Below are 18,155 nucleotides of genomic sequence, written 5' to 3'. Positions count from 1 at the left end.
AAAGTTTTCACTTGCGGAGCCGTCCGTAGATCAGTTGGGGGTCTTGGCTAACAGCCTCTCGTTGATTGGCACCGTTGCCGGTGGAAGTGTGGTGAGCAGGAGCTCCTGTGCCGGGCCACGCCCGGTTCGCGAGGAGGCAGAGTAGTTCAGGGTCACAATGCGCTTGCTGATTCGCCAAGCCTTGACGCCGTTCAGGTCGCGGCTAAGTATCGACGGGTGCATCGCCTTTGCTGCGTACAGCGAGTCATCTGTGAGCAAGCGCTCGTCGTAGTCGTACGACAGAATCCAGCGGTACTGCATCTCTCGACGGAGGTACTCCGCCAGGTCGTGGTGCTGGAGTCCGCTCATCCAATCCAGGTCCTTGCCCTCCTGCGCAGCCTGAACATCGAACGACCTTCGATAAAGCTTTCCTGACTTCGAAAGGTAAGGCGGGTCGAGATATGCGACAACGCGGTCGGGGAGCAGGGTCTTGTAGTGCGAGGCGACGCCATGGAGCGTGGTCTTCCAGTCTGACAGCCAGACGTCCGCGATCCTCCTCAAGTCGTAGAGGTGACCGACGTATTCGAGCCGCTCAATCAAGCTATTGAGATTGAACCTGCATCCAATGCCGTACTCCGAGCTCTGTGTGCGACCGCCGATGGGGCCAGCCTGCCCGTGAAGGATCCCCGAGAAGGTAGTTCGGTTTAGGAACATGCACTTCGTGGCGAGTTCAAGGTCCTTAGTCGACCGACTGGTGCCAGGAGTCGCTGCCCAGGAACGCCAGTAGTCCCACCGTGCCAGTGCCGTCGCCCCGCCGACAGCAACGTACTTCGCGTGCTCGTCGGCGATGCGCTCGATAAGCTCCTGCGTGCGAGAGGCCGCCACTTGCCAGAAGGCCGCCACCATCGGATCTGCGTCCGCAAGCAATGCCCGCTCAACGATGCCTGCACCGACCAGCCTAAGGCTGGTCGACGCGCCGCCAGCGAACGCTTCCACCAAGAGGTCGACTTTCCTGACCTGAGCGGACCGCTGAGCGGCTGCGATGAGCTCGCCGATCACTTTCGACAGACCGCTCTTAGCGCCCGGGTAGCGCAGCGGACTCTGGTACCGCCCGGTTGCCAGAGGATGCGCGACCTGGGCCGGCGTGCGGTCGATCTTACGCGGCGTCGCCCCAACCGGAACCAAGGTTGTTGCACGCATGGACTCTTGATCGCGTGCGGCAACTGTCACGGCGCTCATGGTACTAGGCCAGAGTTGCGGGCCGTTTGGTCGAGACCAAGCCGTGTTGTGGCCACTAGCCGTAGTACATCGGTGCCGACGCCGATGGGGAACGCCGCCTTCCCATGCGCGGCCGCCACGGGAATGATCCCGTCAACGTACATGGAAGAGCCGGTGCGGTCGACAACGTCCAGGATCGCCGCGAGGGTCGGGTAGTCCTTTGGGTCCGGCTGCCCGCCGTTCGCGTCGTACGGCGCACCGGACGGCGGCATGACTGTCGGGACCACCACCCGCCCGTCGAGCGCCCGATAGACGAACTTGCGCCCCCAGTAGGTCTCCTTGCCGTACGCACGAGCATTGGTCGCATTGGTGACGCGGGCCATAATGTCCTCGTCGCAAACGAGCAGATCACCAGGAACTAGCACGTCGTGGCGGGCCAACTGTCGCGCGTAGTCGACCATGGCGCCAGACTTCTCGATACCGCAGACGAATGGCCCCACACCCGGGGTGGTTGCAGCCATCGCCTGAAAGTAGTCAAGGGCTCGGCCGCGTAGCTTGGCTGGAGGACCGTAGATAGCAAGTGGCCCATCGACGATAAACAGCGTGGTCGGCAGCAACTCTTGACGGGACTGCTCCCATAGAAGGGTGGCCAGCCCGACGAGCACAAGGAGTTCGACAACCGACATCAGCCGGCCGAGGGCGGACTGATTACTCCCTTCCTCGCTCACCTCCTCGTGGATACGCAGGACGTCAGTGGGGAAAAGCCAGATGTCGCACGCGTCGCACTTAACGCCAGCCAGCGGAACACGGACGTCCTTGCTGCAATCTTCGGTCGGGCAGTTCACGGGGACTGTTGACGCGGGCCCGCCCGGCCTCCCATGCAGCAGGAAGAGCAGTTCCAGCAACGTCTGGTTTAGACGATTCACCTCGATCTTCTTCGTACGAAAGAGCTGGTCGATCGCCTCTCGCCAGGAGGTCGCGATGTCAACGCCTTCACGGGTGTAGGCACCAGCGACCGGAAGGTCGAGCGTCACGAGCGCCGTGTTGACAGCCCTTGCGATCTCGTACGGATCGACGAACCGCTGTGCCTCCTGCGTCTCGAGAATGCCGAGGTCGAGATACGCCGCCGCAGCTTGCGCGAACCCGTACAGCACCGACGGCAATCCGTCCCTCACCCGCTCAACAACGTACGACCCGTCGACAGCGAGCGCGGACGACAAACGTGCAGTCGTGGAATTAACGTCAGCGCGTTGCCGGACCCGCTTGCGAATCTCCTCGACATCGCGCAGCGCCTCGGCCGGGACATAAAACGTGCGCTGGTCAGCGATGGCACGGACCGCAGCGGTAGAGTGCCCAAGGCGTGATGCGAGTTCATGCGTCCCAGCGACGGTCTCGTATGGCATCAGACAGCCGCCCTGTTGCCGTTCGGAATCAACGGAGGGTCACCCGCAGCTGCGCGAGCCTCGTTGACGAGTTCCAAGTCGTAGCGGTCGATATGCACCGGAACAATGTATGGCGACGAAAGGGTCTTGAGTCGCACGTAGCCGCGGTCTTCGGAGGCGATGATGGCATCGGAGAACGAGCCGAAGTCATAGAACTGGGCGAGCTCGCGAATCTCCTTCGTGTTGTTTAGGTGAGCGACCACCCAGTTGGCAGTGTTGGCCTTAACTTGGTGTGCGACACCCGAAACCTCCTGAGTCGCGTACGTCATGCCGAGGTTCAGCTTGCTCGCCTCCTTGGCAAGTTTGACCCAGATGTCCCTGTCGTCCTTGTAACGGTCGGAGGAGAACAGATTGTGGGCCTCTTCGAGCATCACCTGGATGGCCGGAGGCTCCTGTCCAGATGTGAATACGGACGTCTGGCGCTCAAGTAGGCGCGCAGTGATCGATTCGCTGAGGGCTTTGGTGATCGCACTTGCTCCAACATGAAGGTCGACAATGACGATGCGTCCCTGAATGAGTTCGTCGTAGATCTCGATGGCTGGGTCGTTCATCGTCAGAGGGCTGTGGAAAGGACGCAGCGGGTTAAGGTTTTTCCACCCGCGAACGTTGCGGTTCTGGCTTTTTGTAGTAAAGATCGGCTCGACGCTCATCCATCGGACGTTCTTCGTGAAGTCCGCAGCGTTGGCGTCGCCCGCCTCGCGAAGCTCGACGATTTTTTGCACCACGTCTTCCACGTCGGTCGCAGCCACGGTCACGATGTTGCTCGTCGTCCCCGCCTGAGTGAAAGGGTTACGTCCGAGTTCCCTCGCAATGGTCTGCTGGAACGTGCCTTTAATGTTGATACGAACTCGGAATCGGGATGGCACATCGAATCCTGCGCGCATGAGCGCTCCGTAGAGGGCAAGCCTTGCGCGCTGGGCGTGCGTGGTCGCGGACTGGTCGCCAGGAACATCAGCATAGGACGTACCAGCGAAATCCTTCACATAGCCCGCGTCGTCAGTGCTGAGCTGGTCGGAGATAAGGCTCTGGACCGCGTCGATCTGGTTCTCCGAGAAGAAATTGATTGAGAGAGGCTTGACGTGCGGCTGGGATCCGTCCGCTCCGAACTTGAAGATGCGGACGTGCTTCGCGCCGATAGCGGCGATCTCGGTACCGTCCTGAGTGTTTGGGTTCGCGTACTCGCCCTGCGGATCAAAAATGAGCTGGCCCACGGGAGGCCCACCCGCAGCGCGCTGACGCTCCGATATGACAAACGTACGAGCGATGATGATCTTGGCGGTGTTAGACTTGCCCATCCGGGTCATGCCTAATAGTGCGGTCTTGTGGCCAATGAAGTCCCGGATGTTGACCTCGACAGCGGAGGCGGCCTGCTTTGACGCTTTTGCCCGGCGACGAGTCGCGGAGTACCGAACAACGCCGATACGGACGGGATCCACAGGGCGATCCGTCGGTTTCAGGTATGACGCGATCGTCGAGAGCCCTTCGCCGACCGGCTTTAGCACCCGGTAAGTAGACGTGGCGTAGAAATTGTCGACATCTGATCCGAACTCGAGCACCTTCTGACCTTCTACATCATCCTCATAAAAGGTGCCGAGAATCTTGCAGCGCAGGCCGGTGAAGGAAATTCGATTCTTAGTGACCGCGTCCATCTTTATGTCGAGAACGACGGACGGGGACGGATTCTGACTGCTTGATAGTGCCGCACGGAGGGACTCCTCGCGCACGGCATGCAGGTCACTCTCCATCGACAACGGCGACGTCCCGTCAACGCGCAACAGCAGGACTTCATCGTCATCAACTTGCGGGGCGTTGATGTCTTGGGCCGTGGCGAGCAGGAACGAATACTGGGGTATGCCACCCGCCTCGAACTTCCAACTGTCGTGGGTGAGCACAATCGCCTCGTTATAGTCGATCCGGTAGATTGCGCCGATCCGAATCGACCGATCGTCGGCGATCAGCCGTGAGTTCAGCAGCGAGCCTGCGCCGACACCGGGTATGAGATTGGTCATGACTTCTCCTCTGCGCGATCGAAATCCCACCTTAGTGACTAACGCACGCTTCCGACAGGTTTGGAGGCAGACGTCGTCCGGCGGGTAAGCTTCTTCGCCGCATCCTGACCGGCGCCCAGCGCACTATGCAACACTTTGACCGGATATGTGGCTGTATGACTAATTTCGTCGAGTTGGCCAGCAATACGACGGACCGACGCGCCTCACGCTATTGCGTTAGGGCTCTTATAACGCCAGGCGCCTCTACCGCCGGTGGGTCATGGCGAGCAACTGAGGTATCCGGTGGCAACCCGACCCGCACCGCAGGGCCGCCAGGCCCGAGGAGCGGAAGCGGGGCGGCAGCCTTTCGGATGGCTCATCAAGGCTGCCGGAGTCTTCGATCGATCAAGAGACGACTGTCCGGTGGATGTGAGCGCGTGGGCGGCGTCGGCCGGGACCGGCCGAAGAGCCGCATGCCCGGCCGGCTGGCCGACCGGCGCGCGACGCGGACCGCCGCAGGCGGGCCGCTTTAATAGCGAGAAGAAAAGTTGCTTCCGATCAGGGTGGGGCGGCCGGGTCAGGATGTGCTGCTGATGGGTTCCGCGGTTGTCCAGACGGCTTCGAGGCTGGCGAGGTAGACGGCTGCTGTGCCCTCGTTCGCGGTTGCCCGCATGTGGATGACGGGGGCCTGGGCTGCTGGGGTGCCGTAGGCGTGGGTGTTGACGAGAAGGTCATCGTCTGCGCGGTAGATGGAGTTGTAGAGCACGGTGCGGTGGAGGCGGATCTGTACGCCATCCATCTCGTGGAGCTGGCGATAGAGGGCGAGCGCGTTTCTGGTTCTGGCGGCCATGACGTCGGGGCCGATGCCTTCTTCGGTTCCTCGGGCGGCTATCTGGGGGCTGTCGGGGTCGCCGAGGAGGATGCGCACGCGGACGCCTTCGTGGGCTCGGCTGGCGAGTAGGCGGATCATGCCGGTGTCTTCGGCGAGGAACAGGCTGCTGTAGGTGAGGATGTCGATCTGCCGGGTGGCGGCTTGGAAGTGGCGTCGCCAGACGGCCTGGGGGACGGTCCAGCGGTGGGCGTAGACGGCTTGGACCTCGTTGATGATGGCGCGGCGGGGTTTGACGATGTCGGGCCAGAGTTCGGCCTCGTCGAGCTGGAGGAGATCGGCGATGGCCCAGCGGTGGCGGGGGTAGGGGATGCGGCCCTTTAGCCAGCGGTCGACGGTCTTGGGATCGACGGCCAGGGCGGCGGCGACGTCGACGGTTTGGAGTCGGGCGCGGGCGAGGGCGTGACGCAGGTTGTCGCTCACTTCGGGCGCACCTCCTGAGACGGGGTTGGCTCTGCCTGCGACGTTAACACGAGACGTCCCTAGACGTCCCTTAGTTGCGGTGCAGAGGTTCCCCTGCCTCGACGGACGCTCGTACGGCAATCGACGCGACACCGGGCGCGCCGTACGAGCCGAAGGGAGCTGCGGGCATGGAGCCGATGCGGACGATCCGCGAGAAGCAGCAGGAGTACCAGCAGAAGTTGCTGACCGAACTGCGGGATGAGCTGGAGGAGCGTGGTCTTACCACGGTGTTGATCGTGGATCAGAAGGGACGGCCCGCGCTGGAGGTCCTCGACCGGTGCTTGCGGTCGCGCCGCGTCTACGTTCACCTGGCGTTCCTGTGGTTCTACTGGGGCCAGGAGCAGGACGAGCGCGTCTCGTGCATGCAGCTGCTGCCGGCGGCTGCGCGGATCGAGGAGGCGACGCGGGAGGGCTGGCGCGAGGGGGAACAGGGAGACCTCGGCATCAACCTGAACAAGATCCTCGATGCGGGCCGGTCCTGATATGCCCAAGCGATGGCTGACCGGGTGGCGAGTGCATGGGCAGATCGCCGAGCGGTTGCGCGAGCGCATCGCCGCGGGCGCGTATCCGGCGGGGGTGGCGCTGCCGTCGGAGGCGGTGCTGTCGGCGGAGTTTCGGGTTGCCCGCAACACCGTGCGCCGGGCGCTGCTCGCCCTGGAGGTCGAGGGTCTGATCGTGACGGTCCCGGCCAAGGGGCGAATCGTGCGAGCCGATGGGTATGTCGTGGATTCGGCCTACCGCTATCAGGTGATCGCGCGGGAGCTTCGGGGGCGGATCGAGCGGGGCGAGCTGGCCCCGGGCGACGCGTTGCCGAGTGAGGCGGAGCTGTGCTGGTTGTATGACGTGTCGCGCACCACGGCACGGCAGGCGTTCACGATGCTGGAGCGGGAGAAGCTGATCGTGTCCCGGCACGGCAAGGGCCGGTTCGTCCACCCACAAGGTTGAGACGTCCTGGGACGTCCGAGTTGGCACCCTAGGTCTGGCTGGGCCTGGGGTGCCTATCGTCTATCCCGTGGGACAAGCTGAGTGGGCGCGCGACCTGGCCGAACGACTTCTTGCCGAACCGCTGTCGCGGCGGTGGGCGCACACACGAGGAGTGGCGGCGCGGGCGGCGTCGCTGGCCCCGGTCCTCGGTGACGACGCCGACACGGTGACCGCCGCGGCGTACCTCCACGACATCGGATACTCGCCCGAACTGGTCGACACCGGGTTTCACCCCCTCGACGGCGCCCGCTACCTGCGCGATATCGCCGGGGCGGATGAGAGGCTGTGCCGGTTGGTGGCGCATCACTCGTGTGCGGTCAACGAGGCGACCGAACGCGACCTGTACGACGCCTTGACCAAGGAGTTCGCCCCGGAGCGGCGGGAGCTGGCCGACGCGCTGACCTACTGCGACATGACCATCGGCCCGGACGGGCGGCACCTGGACGTGCGCGACCGCCTGGCCGAGATCCATTCCCGCTACGGCCCCGATCACCTGGTCAGCCGCTCGATCACGCTCTCGACGCCGTGCATCCTGGCTGCCGTCCGCAGCATCGAGGCAGCGCTATCCGATGTACGGCAGGCCGGTTCCGCTGAGGTAGTGGCCGATTCTCAAAGCCATTGACCGGTCCATCGGCAGGCCGGTGACCTCAGCACATGGTACCCAGCGGACCTCGGTGGATTCGCTGCTCGGGGTCGGCTCACCGCCGACGGCGTGGGCCGTGAGCACGATGGAGAACTCCTGGCGGGCCTCGCCGTTCGAGGCGTAGAGGATCACGTGCTTGGGGTCGGTGTAGGTGCCGACGATGCCGTTGATCTCGCAGAGGATGCCGGTCTCTTCGAGGGTTTCCCGTACGGCGGCCTGCGGCAACGACTCGCAGAGGTCGATCGCGCCGCCGGGGACGGCCCAGTTGCCGTTGTCGGACCGGCGGATCACCAGCAGGTCTCCGGCGTCGTTGGTGACCACGACATTGACGGACGGCACGAGGCTGTTGGGCTTGGGGGCGTCGGGGTCGTCGTAGAAGTCGATCCGGCGGGCCATGGTTACGACTCTAACGGCTGGGCCTGCTCCCATACCCGTTCGAAGCTGTCGACGTAGGTGGTGACCATGTCGCCGCCGAGGACCTTGCGTAGGTGCAGGACGGGGGCGTTGCCGGCGGGCATGCCGTACACGTGGGTGTTGACGAGAAGCTGATCGTCCCCGCGGTAGATCGAGTTGTACAGGACCGTGCGGTGAAGGCGGAACTCGACGTTGTCCAGTCCCCGGATCGGCTTGTACAGCACGAGGACGTTGCGGATCTTGGCGGCCATGCCGTCGTCGATGCCCTCGTCCGCGCCGCGCTGGGCGACCTCGGGGCACTCCGGATCGCCCAGCAGGATCCGCACCCGTGCCCCGGTGGCGGCCTTCTCGCCGAGCATGCGCACGATCCCCGCGTCGTCGGCGAGGAACAGCCCGCTGTAGACGAGGATGCCGATCTCTTCGGTGGCGGCGGCGAACAGTCGTCCCCAGGCGTCCCGGGGGACGGCCCAGCGGTGCGGGTAGACGGTGACGATCTCACTCTCGGATGCTGAGGCGACCTGTTCCCGCGTTAAGGCCTCCGGCCACAGGTAACCCTCGTCCATGCCCAGGTGGACAGCCACGGCGTAGCGGTGCCTGCGGTAGGGGGCGCGGCCCTTGGTGATCCACCGTTCGACGGTCTTGGGGTCCACCTCGACGGCCTCCGCCAGGTCCGCGATGCTCACCCCGCGTTCCAGCAGCGCCGCACGTAACCGATCGTTTGGCATCTCACCTGACCCTGGTGGCTAATTTGATCAGGCCGCGAGGGTGAGTTCGGGCCGGGTGAGGTGGCTGGACCAGACCCGCACCACTCAGCCAAGGCAAGGGTAGGTTCCGGTCACGTAGTCGCCGATCTGCTGGCGCATGCTGGGATGGATGTCGTACTGGTCGAGATCAGCAGGCTGGACGAAGCGGACACCATCGGCCTCGTCGTTGACCGCGGGTTCACCCCCGATGGGGCGGCCGATGTAGGTGTTCTCGTACTGCTGGCGGATCTCGCCGTCAGTGTAGGCGACGATGTGGTGGGGATTGGTGTAAACCCCGAGGAAGCCGGTGATCTCGGCGATGATACCGGTCTCCTCCTGGCATTCGCGGATCGCGCACTCTGCAGCGGTCTCGCCGATCTCCTGAGCGCCGCCGGGCAGGGCCCACTGGCCCGTGTCACGTCGGCGCTGGAGCAGGATGGCGCCGGCATCATCGACGACGAGCAGGTTGCTGGCCGGGATGAGGGTGTTGGCCTTGGGCGCGTCGGGGTCGTAGTAGTACTCAATCCTGCCCATGCGTGGCGGTCCCCTCTCGATCCGGCGTCCATGGGCATGCGCGGGCCCAGACGGCTTCGAAACTCTGAGCGTAGTTGTCGAACCATCCGGTAGCGTTCAGCCTCTTGAGGTGAAGCAGGGGGTTCGCACTGGCCGGCTGGCCCCATACGTGCGGATTGATCAGTAAGTTCTCGTCATAGCGGAACAGCGAGCTGTAGAGGGTGGTGTCATGGAGGCGCACCTCGCAGCCGGGCACGGTTAAGAGCGGGCGATAATAGGTGAGGGAAGCGCGAATCTTGGCAGCGAGAGTTTCACCGATGCCTTCTTCGCGGCCCCTGATAGCCACGGCCTGGCCGTCCGGATGGCCGAAGCACAGCCGCACTCTCACCCCATTATCCGCGCGCTCAGCGAGCATCTTGGCCACCTGTGGATTGGATTGGACGAAGAAGGTTCCAGAGAAGACGAGCACGTCGATCTGATCCTGGGCTTCCTGCAGGAGGGTCAGCCACATCTCTCGGGGGACACTGGCCCGGTTCTGGTAGGTGCCGATGATTTCGGTGCCTACCCCGCGCTGCCCTGGCTGGGGCTGCGGGGTGGGCCAGAGGAAGGTCTCCTCGACACGCAGGTGCTGAGCGGCGCGGAAACGGTGCCGGGGATGAGGAACACGTCCGCCAAGCCAGCGGCTGACGGTTTTTGGGTCTACCGCGCAGGCTTCGGCGAGCGATTCGAGGGAGACGCCACGCTGGGCGAGTACGTGGTGAAGTCGCTCGTTCATGGAGGTATGTAAACCCAGGCGAACGTGGCCGTGCAAGGATGTCGCATGTCGCGTGATTTCCCGATTGTCGAGTTATATCCCGATTGAGCTGGCAGCCCGACAGGGCTCGTATCCTGGCCGCATGCCGCTCACCATCCTGTGGGACATCGACCACACGCTTATCGACAATGCGGGGATAAGCAAGGAGATCTACAGCGCGGCCTTCCGGGCTTTGGCGGGGGTCCGCCCGGCGGGTGCGGCCGTGACGGAGGGTCGCACGGACCGTTTGATCATGAAAGAGATGTTCCTCCGACATCACCTGCCCGAACCGGGCTGGGCGGCCGTCGAGGCTGCCCTTGCACAGGCCGGAGAGGAGCGGACTGACGCTCTTCGTAGTCGTGGGGCGGTCCTGCCGGGTGTGCGCGAGGCTCTTAAGGCTGCCTCGGCGCAGAACGGCTGGACGTCCTCTGTGTTGACCGGCAACATCGCGGCCAACGCCCGTGTGAAGCTGTCGGCATTCGGCCTGGACCCGTTGCTGGACTTGACCGTCGCGGCGTACGGGGCTGATGCCGTGCATCGTCCCGAATTGGTGGCTGTCGCTCGCGAGCGTGTACGTCTTCGATACGGTCCCACGGATGACATACCGATTGTGCTGGTAGGGGACACGCCTCGGGACGTCGAGGCCGCTCTTTCCTCAGGTTGCAGAATCGTCGCGGTTGCCACGGGCATCCACACTCAAGCCGAACTGGCCGCTGCCGGAGCCACCATCGTCCTGCCAGACCTGTCGGATACCGCTGGCCTCATCGAACTTCTGGAGACCTTCCAGGCACCCTGAGAACGTCTTGGGACGTCCCGGAACCGTCCGGGTACGCGGTGACGCGGTCCTTGTTTCCCTGGCCATCATCGAGTCTCCAACCAGAAACCTGGCCGATGGAGGTCCATGTGATCAGGGAAGTCGTCGGGATACGCAAGATTCGGATGCTGTACTTGCAGCTGCTGTACCGCTGCAACTTCGAGTGCCTGCACTGCTTCCACGGCGAGCGGCTCAAGCATGCCGACGCCTTCACCCCCGACGAGGCGATCAGCCTCGTCACCCTCATGCGCGACCAGTACGGCACCGAGGCCGTCACCCTGCTGGGTGGAGAGCCGTTCGCCTACCGGGATCTGCCGCAGGTCGTCAGCCGCACCAAGCAGGAGCTCGGTCTGCAGGTCGAGATCTGCACCAACGGCTACCGGATCGAGCGGCGGCTGATCGAGATCGCCCCCTACGTGGACCTGCTGCGGATCTCCCTGGAGGGAATCGGGCCGACCAACGACCACATCCGCAAACCCGGCAGCTACCAGAGCGCGCTCGGTGCCTTGGCCCTCGCCAGGGACCTCGGCGTGCCCACAGGGGTGACCATGACGGTCACTGCCCGCAACATCCACGAGGTGCTGCCGCTGGCGCGCACAATGCAAAAGTTGGGCGCGCGCCAGCTGAAGCTGCACTGCCTGCGACCGGTCGGCAACGCCGCCCATCACCCCGACCTCTTCGTCGCCGACCCCGCCGCGTACCCCGACATGCGCCAGCAACTCCAGGCGGCGGACCTGACCATCGAAGTGATCGTCGATGAGGACCTGTCCGTCGATGGCGCTCCGGATATCTGTCCCCCAGTGGGTGGCCCACACGAGATCGAGCGGATCGAGGTCGACCCGCGAGGGGCGCTCACCATGTCCTGCAAGGCGGTCGGCAAGGACGCGCATGCCTTCTGGTACGACAAGCCGACCAACAGCATCGTCCACCGACCATCCCCTGCCGATGAGCTGACCCTCGCGGTTCCGGACGTGGTCTACGGCCATGCCTGACCGGCCGAGATTCGAGAGCCTGGAAGGACTGCGCGGTACCGGCAAGTCGACCATCGCACCGCTGCTCGCGGTAGTCCGCAAGGCTGTTCTGATCCCCACGATCCCCATCGTCTACCAGCGGTTGCGCCGGGAGGTCGACCGTCAGGAGAACGTCGAGGCCAGGATGTGCCTCTATCTCTCGGCGCTGTTCGCCGCCGCCGAGGAGATCCAGGGCTACCTGGACGTCGGGATTCCGGTCGTCGTGGAAAGCTACTTCGCCCGGTGCCTGGCCACCCATCAGGCGTTCGGCGCGCAACTCGGCGTCACGCTACCGTCCGACCTACCCATGCCCGTCACCTACCAACTGCTCTGCGCAGAGGGTGAACGCCGTCGCCGGTTGATCCAGCGTGACAGACCAGCCTCCCGCTGGGATGTCCTGAGCGAGGACGCCGCTGAGCTGATCACTACCGCTTATACACAGTTTCCGATGCACCGCGTGGACACCACGGGCCTCGCCCCGGATCAGGTCGTCCAGGCCATTATCAACTTTGATTCGGAAGGAGCCCGCTTCGATGCGGACATGCAGCCTGTGGGAGCAGACACTCACGTTCTTCCCCCAGTTCCTCGCCGCGCTGAAAGCCAACGCCTCCCCTGACGCCACCGTCGCGGTCGTCGGCGCGAGTGACGGCAAGTTCGTCCTGCCGCTGGCCGCCGCCGGCTACCGCGTCATCGCCATCGAGCGCGACCCCCTCGCCCTGCACGGCGGCCCGGCCCGGCTCCCAGGCGACATCGACACCCACGCACCGGGCCTGATCGATCGTCTCAAGCTCGAAGAACTCCACGACCGGGTGCAGGTCGTCGAGGAGGACTTCCTGGCCTACGAACACCCCCTCGACACGCTCTGCGATGCGGTGTGGACGAGCTGCTCCTGGCATTACAGTGTCAACCACCATCGCCCGCTTGCCGAGTTCGTCACCCGTATGCAACTGCTTGTCCGCCCCGGCGGGCTGTTCGGCGCGGAGTTCATGATGGCTGTCGAACCGCGGCACTATCTCATCGAGCACTACACCTCGCCCGAGAGGCTCAGCTACCACTTCACCGGTTCCTGGGACCTTCTACTGACGCTACGCACCAGCGAATTCACCGAGCGAGCCCACGTCGGCCAGCTTGCGGACCACACGCACCGAATGGGCCTGCTGCTCGCCCTCCGCTCTGCCCGCCATTCCCCACTCCTTACGAAGAAGGGCCCATGAAGCACGAGTACGAGGCGAAATTCCTCAACGCCGATGTCACCGACCTCCAGGCCAGGCTGACCGCCTTGGGGGCGACCCAGTCGAGCCCGCGCACCCTGCTCACCCGCAAGATCTTCGAAAACGACGTTCTCGACAACGGTCAGTGGATCCGCCTGCGTGACGAGGGCGGCAGGTCCACGCTGACACTCAAGCAGGTCACCGACGCCACCACGATCGACGGCACGACCGAGATCGAAACGGAAGTCGCCGACATTCACGCCATGGCCGACATCCTCCGCGGAATCGGTCTACGCGAGGTCCGCTACCAGGAGAACTACCGTGAGGAGTGGCGTCTGGGGGATGTCGTCTTCGACTTCGACACCTGGCCGGGCCTTTCCACTTTTCTGGAGATCGAAGGGCCTGACGAGGCGTCGGTCCGCGAAGCGGCCGCTCTGCTGGGACTCGATTACGCCGAGGCCAGGTTCGGGAGCGTCGACGAGATCTACAAGAGCGAAGTTGGACGAGACATCCTCGCCGAACCCACCCTCCTCTTCGCGGAACGGTGATCGTTTATAGGTCCGCCCCGCAGACAGCGGACCCCGCCCACCAACTACGGCAGGCGGGGTTTCTGCACGTCAATGGCTACTTCAGGAGTTGGCGGGCCATGACCATGCGTTGGATTTGGTTGGTGCCCTCGTAGATCTGGGTGATCTTGGCGTCGCGCATCATGCGTTCGACCGGGAACTCGCGCGTGTAGCCGTACCCGCCGAGCAGCTGTACGGCGTCGACGGTGATCTCCATGGCGGCGTCCGAGGCGGCGCACTTGGCGGCGCTGGAGAAGAACGTGAGGTCCTTGACCCGCGTGCCGTTCATGGCCAGCTCCGACTTGGCGGCGGCGGCGTAGGTGAGCTGCCGGGCGGCCTCCAGCTTCATCGCCATGTCGGCGAGCATGAACTGCAGGCCCTGGAAGTCGGCGATCGGCTTGCCGAACTGCTTGCGCTCCTTGACGTACCCGACGGCGTAGTCGAGCGCGCCCTGGGCGATGCCGAGCGCCTGGGCGGCGATCGTGACCCGGGTGTGGTCGAGGGTGGCCAGCGCGGTCTTGAAGCCCGTGCCCGGCTCGCCGATCATGCGTGAGGCCGGGATTCGGACGTTCTCCAGGATGACCTGACGCGTGGGCGAGCCCTTGATGCCGAGTTTCTTCTCCTTGGCCCCGAACGACACGCCCTCGTCGTCCTTCTCCACGACGAACGCGGAGATGCCGCGCGCCCCGGCGCCCGGTTCGGTCACGGCCATCACGGTGTAGTACTCCGACACGCCCGCGTTGGTGATCCACATCTTGGTGCCGTCGAGCACGTAGTGATCACCATCGAGCACCGCCCGCGTCTTCATCGCCGCGGCGTCCGAGCCGGCCTCCGGCTCGCTCAGCGCGTACGAGAACATCGCCTCGCCACGCGCAACCGGTGACAGGTAGCGCTGCTTGAGCTCTTCTGACGCCGACAGCAGCAGCGGGACGGTGCCCAGCTTGTTGACGGCGGGGATCAGCGAGGACGACGCGCAGGCCCGCGCGACCTCCTCGATCACGATGACGGTGGCGAGGGCGTCGGCGCCGGCTCCGCCGTACGCCTCGGGGATGTGGACGGCGTGCAGGTCGGCGGCGACGAGGTCCTTGTAGACCTCCCAGGGGAACTCCTCGTTCTCGTCGGCCGCCGCGGCACGCGGGGCGATCTTCTCGTCGGCGAGGGCCCGGACCGTCTCCCGGAGCATCTCGTGCTCCTCGGCGGGCGCGTAGAGAGGGAAGCTCATGAGGAGATAGTAGGACGTCCGAGCAGATGTTACCTACCAGTAGATCAATCTGGTCGATTCTGACAAGCCTGGTAACAGAACATCCGTCTGGGCCCCATCGACCGAGCAGGGAGGGCACCGTACCGTTGACTCATACCCAGTTTGCGGACGTGGTTCAACGGGCAGTAAACCAGCCCGGTACCATGCCACTTCACAATCAGTGAGCTAGAGGGGAGCATGCCGTGCCGTACCGCCTCACCGTGCTTGGAACCGGATATCTCGGGGCTACCCACGCGGCATGCATGGCCGAACTGGGCTTCGAGGTGCTGGGCCTCGACGTGGACCAGGCGAAGATCGACCGGCTTCGGCGCGGAGACCTGCCGATCCACGAGCCCGGACTCGAGGAGTTGCTGCGGCGCAACCTGGAGTCGGGACGGCTGCGCTTCACGACCTCCTTCGAGGAGGCCGCCAACTTCGGCGACGTCCACTTCGTCTGCGTCGGCACTCCGCAGAAGAAAGGCGAGTACGGCGCGGACGTCTCCTACCTCGACGCCGTCATCGAGTCCCTCGCTCCCCACCTCGACCGCCAGTGCCTGGTCGTCGGCAAGTCCACCGTGCCGGTCGGCACCGCCGAGCGCCTGGCCGAGAAGCTGGTACGGCTCGCTCCCGCGGGCGCCCAGGTCGAGCTTGCCTGGAACCCCGAGTTCCTTCGCGAGGGCTTCGCCGTACGGGACACCCTGCATCCGGACCGCATCGTGCTCGGCGTGGCCTCCGACCGGGCGGAGAAGGTGCTGCGCGACGTCTACGCGCCGCTGGGCGAGGAGATCCCGATCGTGGTGACCGACTACCCGACGGCCGAGCTGGTCAAGTCGGCGGCCAACGCCTTCCTGGCCACCAAGATCTCTTTTATAAACGCGATGGCCGAGGTGTGCGAGGCCGCCCACGCGGACGTCAAGCAGCTCTCACTGGCACTGTCGTTCGACGAGCGGATCGGCGGCAAATACCTCAACCCCGGCCTCGGCTTCGGCGGCGGCTGCCTGCCCAAGGACATCCGGGCTTTCATGGCCCGGGCCGGCGAGTTGGGCGCCTATCAGGCGCTCACGTTCCTCAGCGAGGTCGACGCGATCAACATGCGACGCCGGGCCCGCATGGTGGATCTCGCGCGTGAACTGGTCGGCGGCTCGTTCGAGGGCCGCACTGTCGGGGTTCTCGGCGCGGCCTTCAAGCCCAACTCCGACGACATCCGCGACTCCCCCGCGCTGGACGTGTCCGTCACCATCGCACAGCACGGCGGCAAGGTCACGGTCTATGACCCGGTGGCCCTGGGCAACGCGCGTGCGGCGCATCCCGACCTCGGCTACGCGGACAGCGCGCGCGGCGCCGCCCGGGACGCCGACGTCGTCCTGCTGCTGACCGAGTGGCAGGAGTTCGTCGAGATCGACCCCGAGGAACTCGGCCTGGTCGTCGCGGCCCGCAACATCGTCGACGGCCGCAACGCGCTCGACGCCGACGCCTGGCGTGAGGCCGGCTGGCACTACCGCGCCCTCGGCCGCCCCTGACCGTCTCAGGCGTGGTGGTCTCGGGCGTGCAGGTCGGCGGCCTCGGCGCGCAGGCGCTCGCCCTTGGCGTACGCCTGCGCCTTGAGCGCCGCCTGGAACTCCTCCATCCGCTGCCGCAGACCCGCGTCGGAAGCGGCCAGGATGCGTACGGCCAGCAGACCGGCGTTGCGCGCCCCGCCGACGGCCACGGTCGCGACCGGCACCCCGGCGGGCATCTGGACGATGGACAGCAGCGAGTCCATCCCGTCCAGATACTTCAGCGGCACCGGCACCCCGATCACCGGCAGCGGGGTGACCGAGGCCAGCATGCCGGGGAGGTGGGCCGCTCCCCCGGCGCCGGCGATGATCACTTTGAGCCCACGGTCCGCGGCGTGCGAGCCGTACTCGATCATCTCGGCCGGCATGCGGTGCGCCGAGACGACGTCGGCCTCGAACCGCACGCCGAACTCGGCGAGCGCCTCGGCGGCCTGCCGCATGACCGGCCAGTCCGAGTCGCTTCCCATGACGATCCCGACGTCAGCCATTCAGCGGTCCCCTCAAACAGACGGCGGCGTGGTGGGCCCGGGCCCGCACCTCGTCGAGGTCCGTGCCGAGCGCGGTCACATGCCCGATCTTACGGCCGGGCCGTACGGCCTTGCCGTAGAAGTGGATCTTGATGCCGGGGTCGTTGGCGAGCACGTGCTCATAGCGCGAGAACACGTCCGGGTCGGGCCCGCCCAGCAGGTTGGCCATGACGACGACGGGCGCGGCGAGCGACGGCGAGCCGAGCGGCAGGTCGAGCACGGCGCGCAGATGCTGTTCGAACTGGGAGGTCCTGGCCCCTTCGATGGTCCAGTGGCCGCTGTTGTGCGGACGCATGGCCAGTTCGTTGACGACCAGGCCCGACCTGGTGGCGAACATCTCGACCGCGAGCAGCCCGGTCACGCCGAGGTCGCGGGCGATGCCGAGCGCGACGCGCTGGGCGACCGCCGCCTCCTCGGCCGGGAATCCGGGCGCGGGAGCGATCACCTCCACGCAGATGCCGTCCTGCTGGACGGTCTCCACGACCGGGTAGCTCACCCCCTGGCCGTGCGGGGACCGGGCGACCAGCACGGCGATCTCCCGCTCGAACGGCACGAAGGCCTCGGCCAGCAGCGCGATGCCGGTGGCGAGCGCCTCGCGCGCCTCATCGGCCGAGGCGCACACCCACACGCCGCGTCCGTCGTAGCCGCCGCGTACGGCCTTCAGCACGACCGGCCAGCCGTGCTCCTCCGCGAACGCCTCGACGTCGGCCAGGGACGAGACCCGCGACCAGGCGGGGCAGGGCGCGCCGATCGCGGTGAGCCGTTCCCGCATGACCGCCTTGTCCTGGGCGTGGACCAGGGCGTCGGCCCCGGGCCGTACGGCGACGCCTTCGGCGGCCAGCGCCCGGATGTGCTCGGTCGGCACGTGCTCATGGTCGAACGTGACGGCATCGCACCCCTTGGCGAACTCGCGGAGATCACCGAGGTCGCGGTAGTCGCCCAGGCGGGTGTCGGCGATCACCCGGGCGGCGCTCTCGTCGCGCGCGTTGGCCAGCACGCGCAGCTCGATGCCGAGCGCGATCGCGGCCTGCTGGGTCATACGGGCGAGCTGGCCCGCGCCGACCATGCCCACCACGGGACCCGCCGGCGAGTTCACCAGGGGGTTGACCAACGGGTTGACCTCCAGGCCTCCGGCGGATCGGGAAGGAGGAACGTTCGGGCTG

Annotated in this window: 20 protein-coding genes; 9 read left to right on the top strand and 11 right to left on the bottom strand. The window is 65.5% G+C overall.

Going from position 1 to position 18,155, the window contains the following annotated elements:
* Window positions 1-30: 30 nt before the first annotated feature.
* The 4 genes from Mth01_RS13750 to Mth01_RS13735 form a co-directional block, all read right to left on the bottom strand.
* Window positions 31-1,209 (bottom strand): DNA adenine methylase, encoded by a 1,179-nt coding sequence (locus Mth01_RS13750; protein WP_204016212.1) that lies wholly within the window; start codon window positions 1,207-1,209, stop codon window positions 31-33.
* A 5-nt stretch (window positions 1,210-1,214) separates the two neighbouring features.
* Window positions 1,215-2,600 (bottom strand): DNA double-strand break repair nuclease NurA, encoded by a 1,386-nt coding sequence (locus tag Mth01_RS13745; RefSeq protein ID WP_204016211.1) that lies wholly within the window; start codon window positions 2,598-2,600, stop codon window positions 1,215-1,217.
* Window positions 2,600-4,648, bottom strand: a complete 2,049-nt coding sequence (locus tag Mth01_RS13740; RefSeq protein WP_204016210.1) for a helicase HerA domain-containing protein — start codon at window positions 4,646-4,648, stop codon at window positions 2,600-2,602. Before Mth01_RS13740 ends, Mth01_RS13745 begins: the two co-directional genes overlap by 1 nt.
* 556 nt (window positions 4,649-5,204) lie before the next feature.
* The gene (locus tag Mth01_RS13735; protein WP_204016209.1) at window positions 5,205-5,939 is read right to left on the bottom strand and encodes an XRE family transcriptional regulator; all 735 of its coding nucleotides are present in this window, start codon (window positions 5,937-5,939) and stop codon (window positions 5,205-5,207) included.
* 167 nt (window positions 5,940-6,106) lie between these two features.
* Between Mth01_RS13735 and Mth01_RS13730 the strand changes: the two genes are divergently transcribed.
* The 3 genes from Mth01_RS13730 to Mth01_RS13720 all read left to right on the top strand — a co-directional run bounded on the left by Mth01_RS13730 (window position 6,107) and on the right by Mth01_RS13720 (window position 7,584).
* Complete coding sequence (locus tag Mth01_RS13730; RefSeq protein WP_204016208.1) at window positions 6,107-6,460, top strand: hypothetical protein; 354 nt, start codon at window positions 6,107-6,109, stop codon at window positions 6,458-6,460.
* A gap of 1 nt (window position 6,461) precedes the next feature.
* Window positions 6,462-6,923, top strand: coding sequence for a GntR family transcriptional regulator (locus tag Mth01_RS13725; RefSeq protein WP_204016207.1), 462 nt, complete (start codon window positions 6,462-6,464; stop codon window positions 6,921-6,923).
* 67 nt (window positions 6,924-6,990) lie between these two features.
* Entirely contained in the window at window positions 6,991-7,584 is a 594-nt protein-coding gene (locus Mth01_RS13720; protein ID WP_308440796.1) for an HD domain-containing protein, read from the top strand.
* Here the strand turns inward: Mth01_RS13720 and Mth01_RS13715 are convergent.
* The 4 genes from Mth01_RS13715 to Mth01_RS13700 form a co-directional block, all read right to left on the bottom strand.
* The gene (locus tag Mth01_RS13715; RefSeq protein ID WP_204016206.1) at window positions 7,525-8,001 is read right to left on the bottom strand and encodes an NUDIX hydrolase; all 477 of its coding nucleotides are present in this window, start codon (window positions 7,999-8,001) and stop codon (window positions 7,525-7,527) included. The two genes, Mth01_RS13720 and Mth01_RS13715, sit on opposite strands and share 60 nt — an antisense overlap.
* A gap of 2 nt (window positions 8,002-8,003) precedes the next feature.
* Window positions 8,004-8,744, bottom strand: a complete 741-nt coding sequence (locus Mth01_RS13710) for a helix-turn-helix domain-containing protein (protein WP_204016205.1) — start codon at window positions 8,742-8,744, stop codon at window positions 8,004-8,006.
* An 84-nt stretch (window positions 8,745-8,828) separates the two neighbouring features.
* Window positions 8,829-9,296 carry an NUDIX hydrolase gene (locus tag Mth01_RS13705; RefSeq protein ID WP_204016204.1) on the bottom strand — a complete coding sequence of 156 codons (468 nt, stop codon included), beginning with the start codon at window positions 9,294-9,296 and terminating at the stop codon, window positions 8,829-8,831.
* A complete protein-coding gene (locus Mth01_RS13700) occupies window positions 9,283-10,050 on the bottom strand; it encodes an XRE family transcriptional regulator (protein ID WP_204016203.1) in 768 nt (255 codons plus the stop codon). Before Mth01_RS13700 ends, Mth01_RS13705 begins: the two co-directional genes overlap by 14 nt.
* 121 nt (window positions 10,051-10,171) lie before the next feature.
* Here Mth01_RS13700 and Mth01_RS13695 point away from each other — a divergent pair, with 121 nt between their 5' ends.
* The 5 genes from Mth01_RS13695 (at window position 10,172) to Mth01_RS13675 (ending at window position 13,651) form a co-directional block, all read left to right on the top strand.
* On the top strand, window positions 10,172-10,864 hold the full coding sequence (locus Mth01_RS13695) for an HAD family hydrolase (protein ID WP_204016202.1): 693 nt from the start codon (window positions 10,172-10,174) through the stop codon (window positions 10,862-10,864).
* Window positions 10,865-11,007: 143 nt separating this feature from the next.
* A complete protein-coding gene (locus Mth01_RS13690) occupies window positions 11,008-11,874 on the top strand; it encodes a radical SAM protein (RefSeq protein ID WP_204016201.1) in 867 nt (288 codons plus the stop codon).
* The gene (locus tag Mth01_RS13685) at window positions 11,867-12,508 is read left to right on the top strand and encodes a hypothetical protein (protein ID WP_204016200.1); all 642 of its coding nucleotides are present in this window, start codon (window positions 11,867-11,869) and stop codon (window positions 12,506-12,508) included. The genes Mth01_RS13690 and Mth01_RS13685 overlap by 8 nt, the downstream gene beginning before the upstream one ends.
* On the top strand, window positions 12,426-13,106 hold the full coding sequence (locus tag Mth01_RS13680) for a class I SAM-dependent methyltransferase (RefSeq protein ID WP_204016199.1): 681 nt from the start codon (window positions 12,426-12,428) through the stop codon (window positions 13,104-13,106). Before Mth01_RS13685 ends, Mth01_RS13680 begins: the two co-directional genes overlap by 83 nt.
* Window positions 13,103-13,651, top strand: a complete 549-nt coding sequence (locus tag Mth01_RS13675) for a class IV adenylate cyclase (RefSeq protein WP_204016198.1) — start codon at window positions 13,103-13,105, stop codon at window positions 13,649-13,651. Before Mth01_RS13680 ends, Mth01_RS13675 begins: the two co-directional genes overlap by 4 nt.
* A gap of 76 nt (window positions 13,652-13,727) precedes the next feature.
* Here Mth01_RS13675 and Mth01_RS13670 read toward each other — a convergent pair whose 3' ends face one another.
* Entirely contained in the window at window positions 13,728-14,891 is a 1,164-nt protein-coding gene (locus Mth01_RS13670) for an acyl-CoA dehydrogenase family protein (RefSeq protein WP_204016197.1), read from the bottom strand.
* A 221-nt stretch (window positions 14,892-15,112) separates the two neighbouring features.
* On the opposite strand from Mth01_RS13670, the gene Mth01_RS13665 reads away from it, so the two are divergent.
* Window positions 15,113-16,429 carry a UDP-glucose dehydrogenase family protein gene (locus Mth01_RS13665; protein ID WP_204016196.1) on the top strand — a complete coding sequence of 439 codons (1,317 nt, stop codon included), beginning with the start codon at window positions 15,113-15,115 and terminating at the stop codon, window positions 16,427-16,429.
* A gap of 5 nt (window positions 16,430-16,434) precedes the next feature.
* Here Mth01_RS13665 and purE read toward each other — a convergent pair whose 3' ends face one another.
* Together purE and Mth01_RS13655 are read right to left on the bottom strand one after the other, a co-directional pair.
* Entirely contained in the window at window positions 16,435-16,953 is a 519-nt protein-coding gene (gene purE / locus Mth01_RS13660; RefSeq protein WP_204016195.1) for a 5-(carboxyamino)imidazole ribonucleotide mutase, read from the bottom strand.
* Window positions 16,946-18,088 carry a 5-(carboxyamino)imidazole ribonucleotide synthase gene (locus Mth01_RS13655; protein ID WP_204016226.1) on the bottom strand — a complete coding sequence of 381 codons (1,143 nt, stop codon included), beginning with the start codon at window positions 18,086-18,088 and terminating at the stop codon, window positions 16,946-16,948. The genes purE and Mth01_RS13655 overlap by 8 nt, the downstream gene beginning before the upstream one ends.
* Window positions 18,089-18,155 lie beyond the last annotated feature (67 nt).

The organism is Sphaerimonospora thailandensis (assembly GCF_016863115.1).
Classification (GTDB): domain Bacteria; phylum Actinomycetota; class Actinomycetes; order Streptosporangiales; family Streptosporangiaceae; genus Sphaerimonospora; species Sphaerimonospora cavernae.
Note: the sequence above shows the minus strand (reverse complement) of the source record. Positions and strands in the feature narration are given on the sequence as shown.

Coding starts and splice junctions, on each gene's coding strand:
- Mth01_RS13745 (WP_204016211.1), bottom strand. CDS start 2,600: ATGCCATACGAGACCGTCGCTGGGACGCATGAACTCGCATCACGCCTT.
- Mth01_RS13740 (WP_204016210.1), bottom strand. CDS start 4,648: ATGACCAATCTCATACCCGGTGTCGGCGCAGGCTCGCTGCTGAACTCA.
- Mth01_RS13730 (WP_204016208.1), top strand. CDS start 6,107: ATGGAGCCGATGCGGACGATCCGCGAGAAGCAGCAGGAGTACCAGCAG.
- Mth01_RS13725 (WP_204016207.1), top strand. CDS start 6,462: ATGCCCAAGCGATGGCTGACCGGGTGGCGAGTGCATGGGCAGATCGCC.
- Mth01_RS13715 (WP_204016206.1), bottom strand. CDS start 8,001: ATGGCCCGCCGGATCGACTTCTACGACGACCCCGACGCCCCCAAGCCC.
- Mth01_RS13710 (WP_204016205.1), bottom strand. CDS start 8,744: ATGCCAAACGATCGGTTACGTGCGGCGCTGCTGGAACGCGGGGTGAGC.
- Mth01_RS13705 (WP_204016204.1), bottom strand. CDS start 9,296: ATGGGCAGGATTGAGTACTACTACGACCCCGACGCGCCCAAGGCCAAC.
- Mth01_RS13700 (WP_204016203.1), bottom strand. CDS start 10,050: ATGAACGAGCGACTTCACCACGTACTCGCCCAGCGTGGCGTCTCCCTC.
- Mth01_RS13695 (WP_204016202.1), top strand. CDS start 10,172: ATGCCGCTCACCATCCTGTGGGACATCGACCACACGCTTATCGACAAT.
- Mth01_RS13690 (WP_204016201.1), top strand. CDS start 11,008: ATGCTGTACTTGCAGCTGCTGTACCGCTGCAACTTCGAGTGCCTGCAC.
- Mth01_RS13685 (WP_204016200.1), top strand. CDS start 11,867: ATGCCTGACCGGCCGAGATTCGAGAGCCTGGAAGGACTGCGCGGTACC.
- Mth01_RS13680 (WP_204016199.1), top strand. CDS start 12,426: ATGCGGACATGCAGCCTGTGGGAGCAGACACTCACGTTCTTCCCCCAG.
- Mth01_RS13675 (WP_204016198.1), top strand. CDS start 13,103: ATGAAGCACGAGTACGAGGCGAAATTCCTCAACGCCGATGTCACCGAC.
- Mth01_RS13670 (WP_204016197.1), bottom strand. CDS start 14,891: ATGAGCTTCCCTCTCTACGCGCCCGCCGAGGAGCACGAGATGCTCCGG.
- purE (WP_204016195.1), bottom strand. CDS start 16,953: ATGGCTGACGTCGGGATCGTCATGGGAAGCGACTCGGACTGGCCGGTC.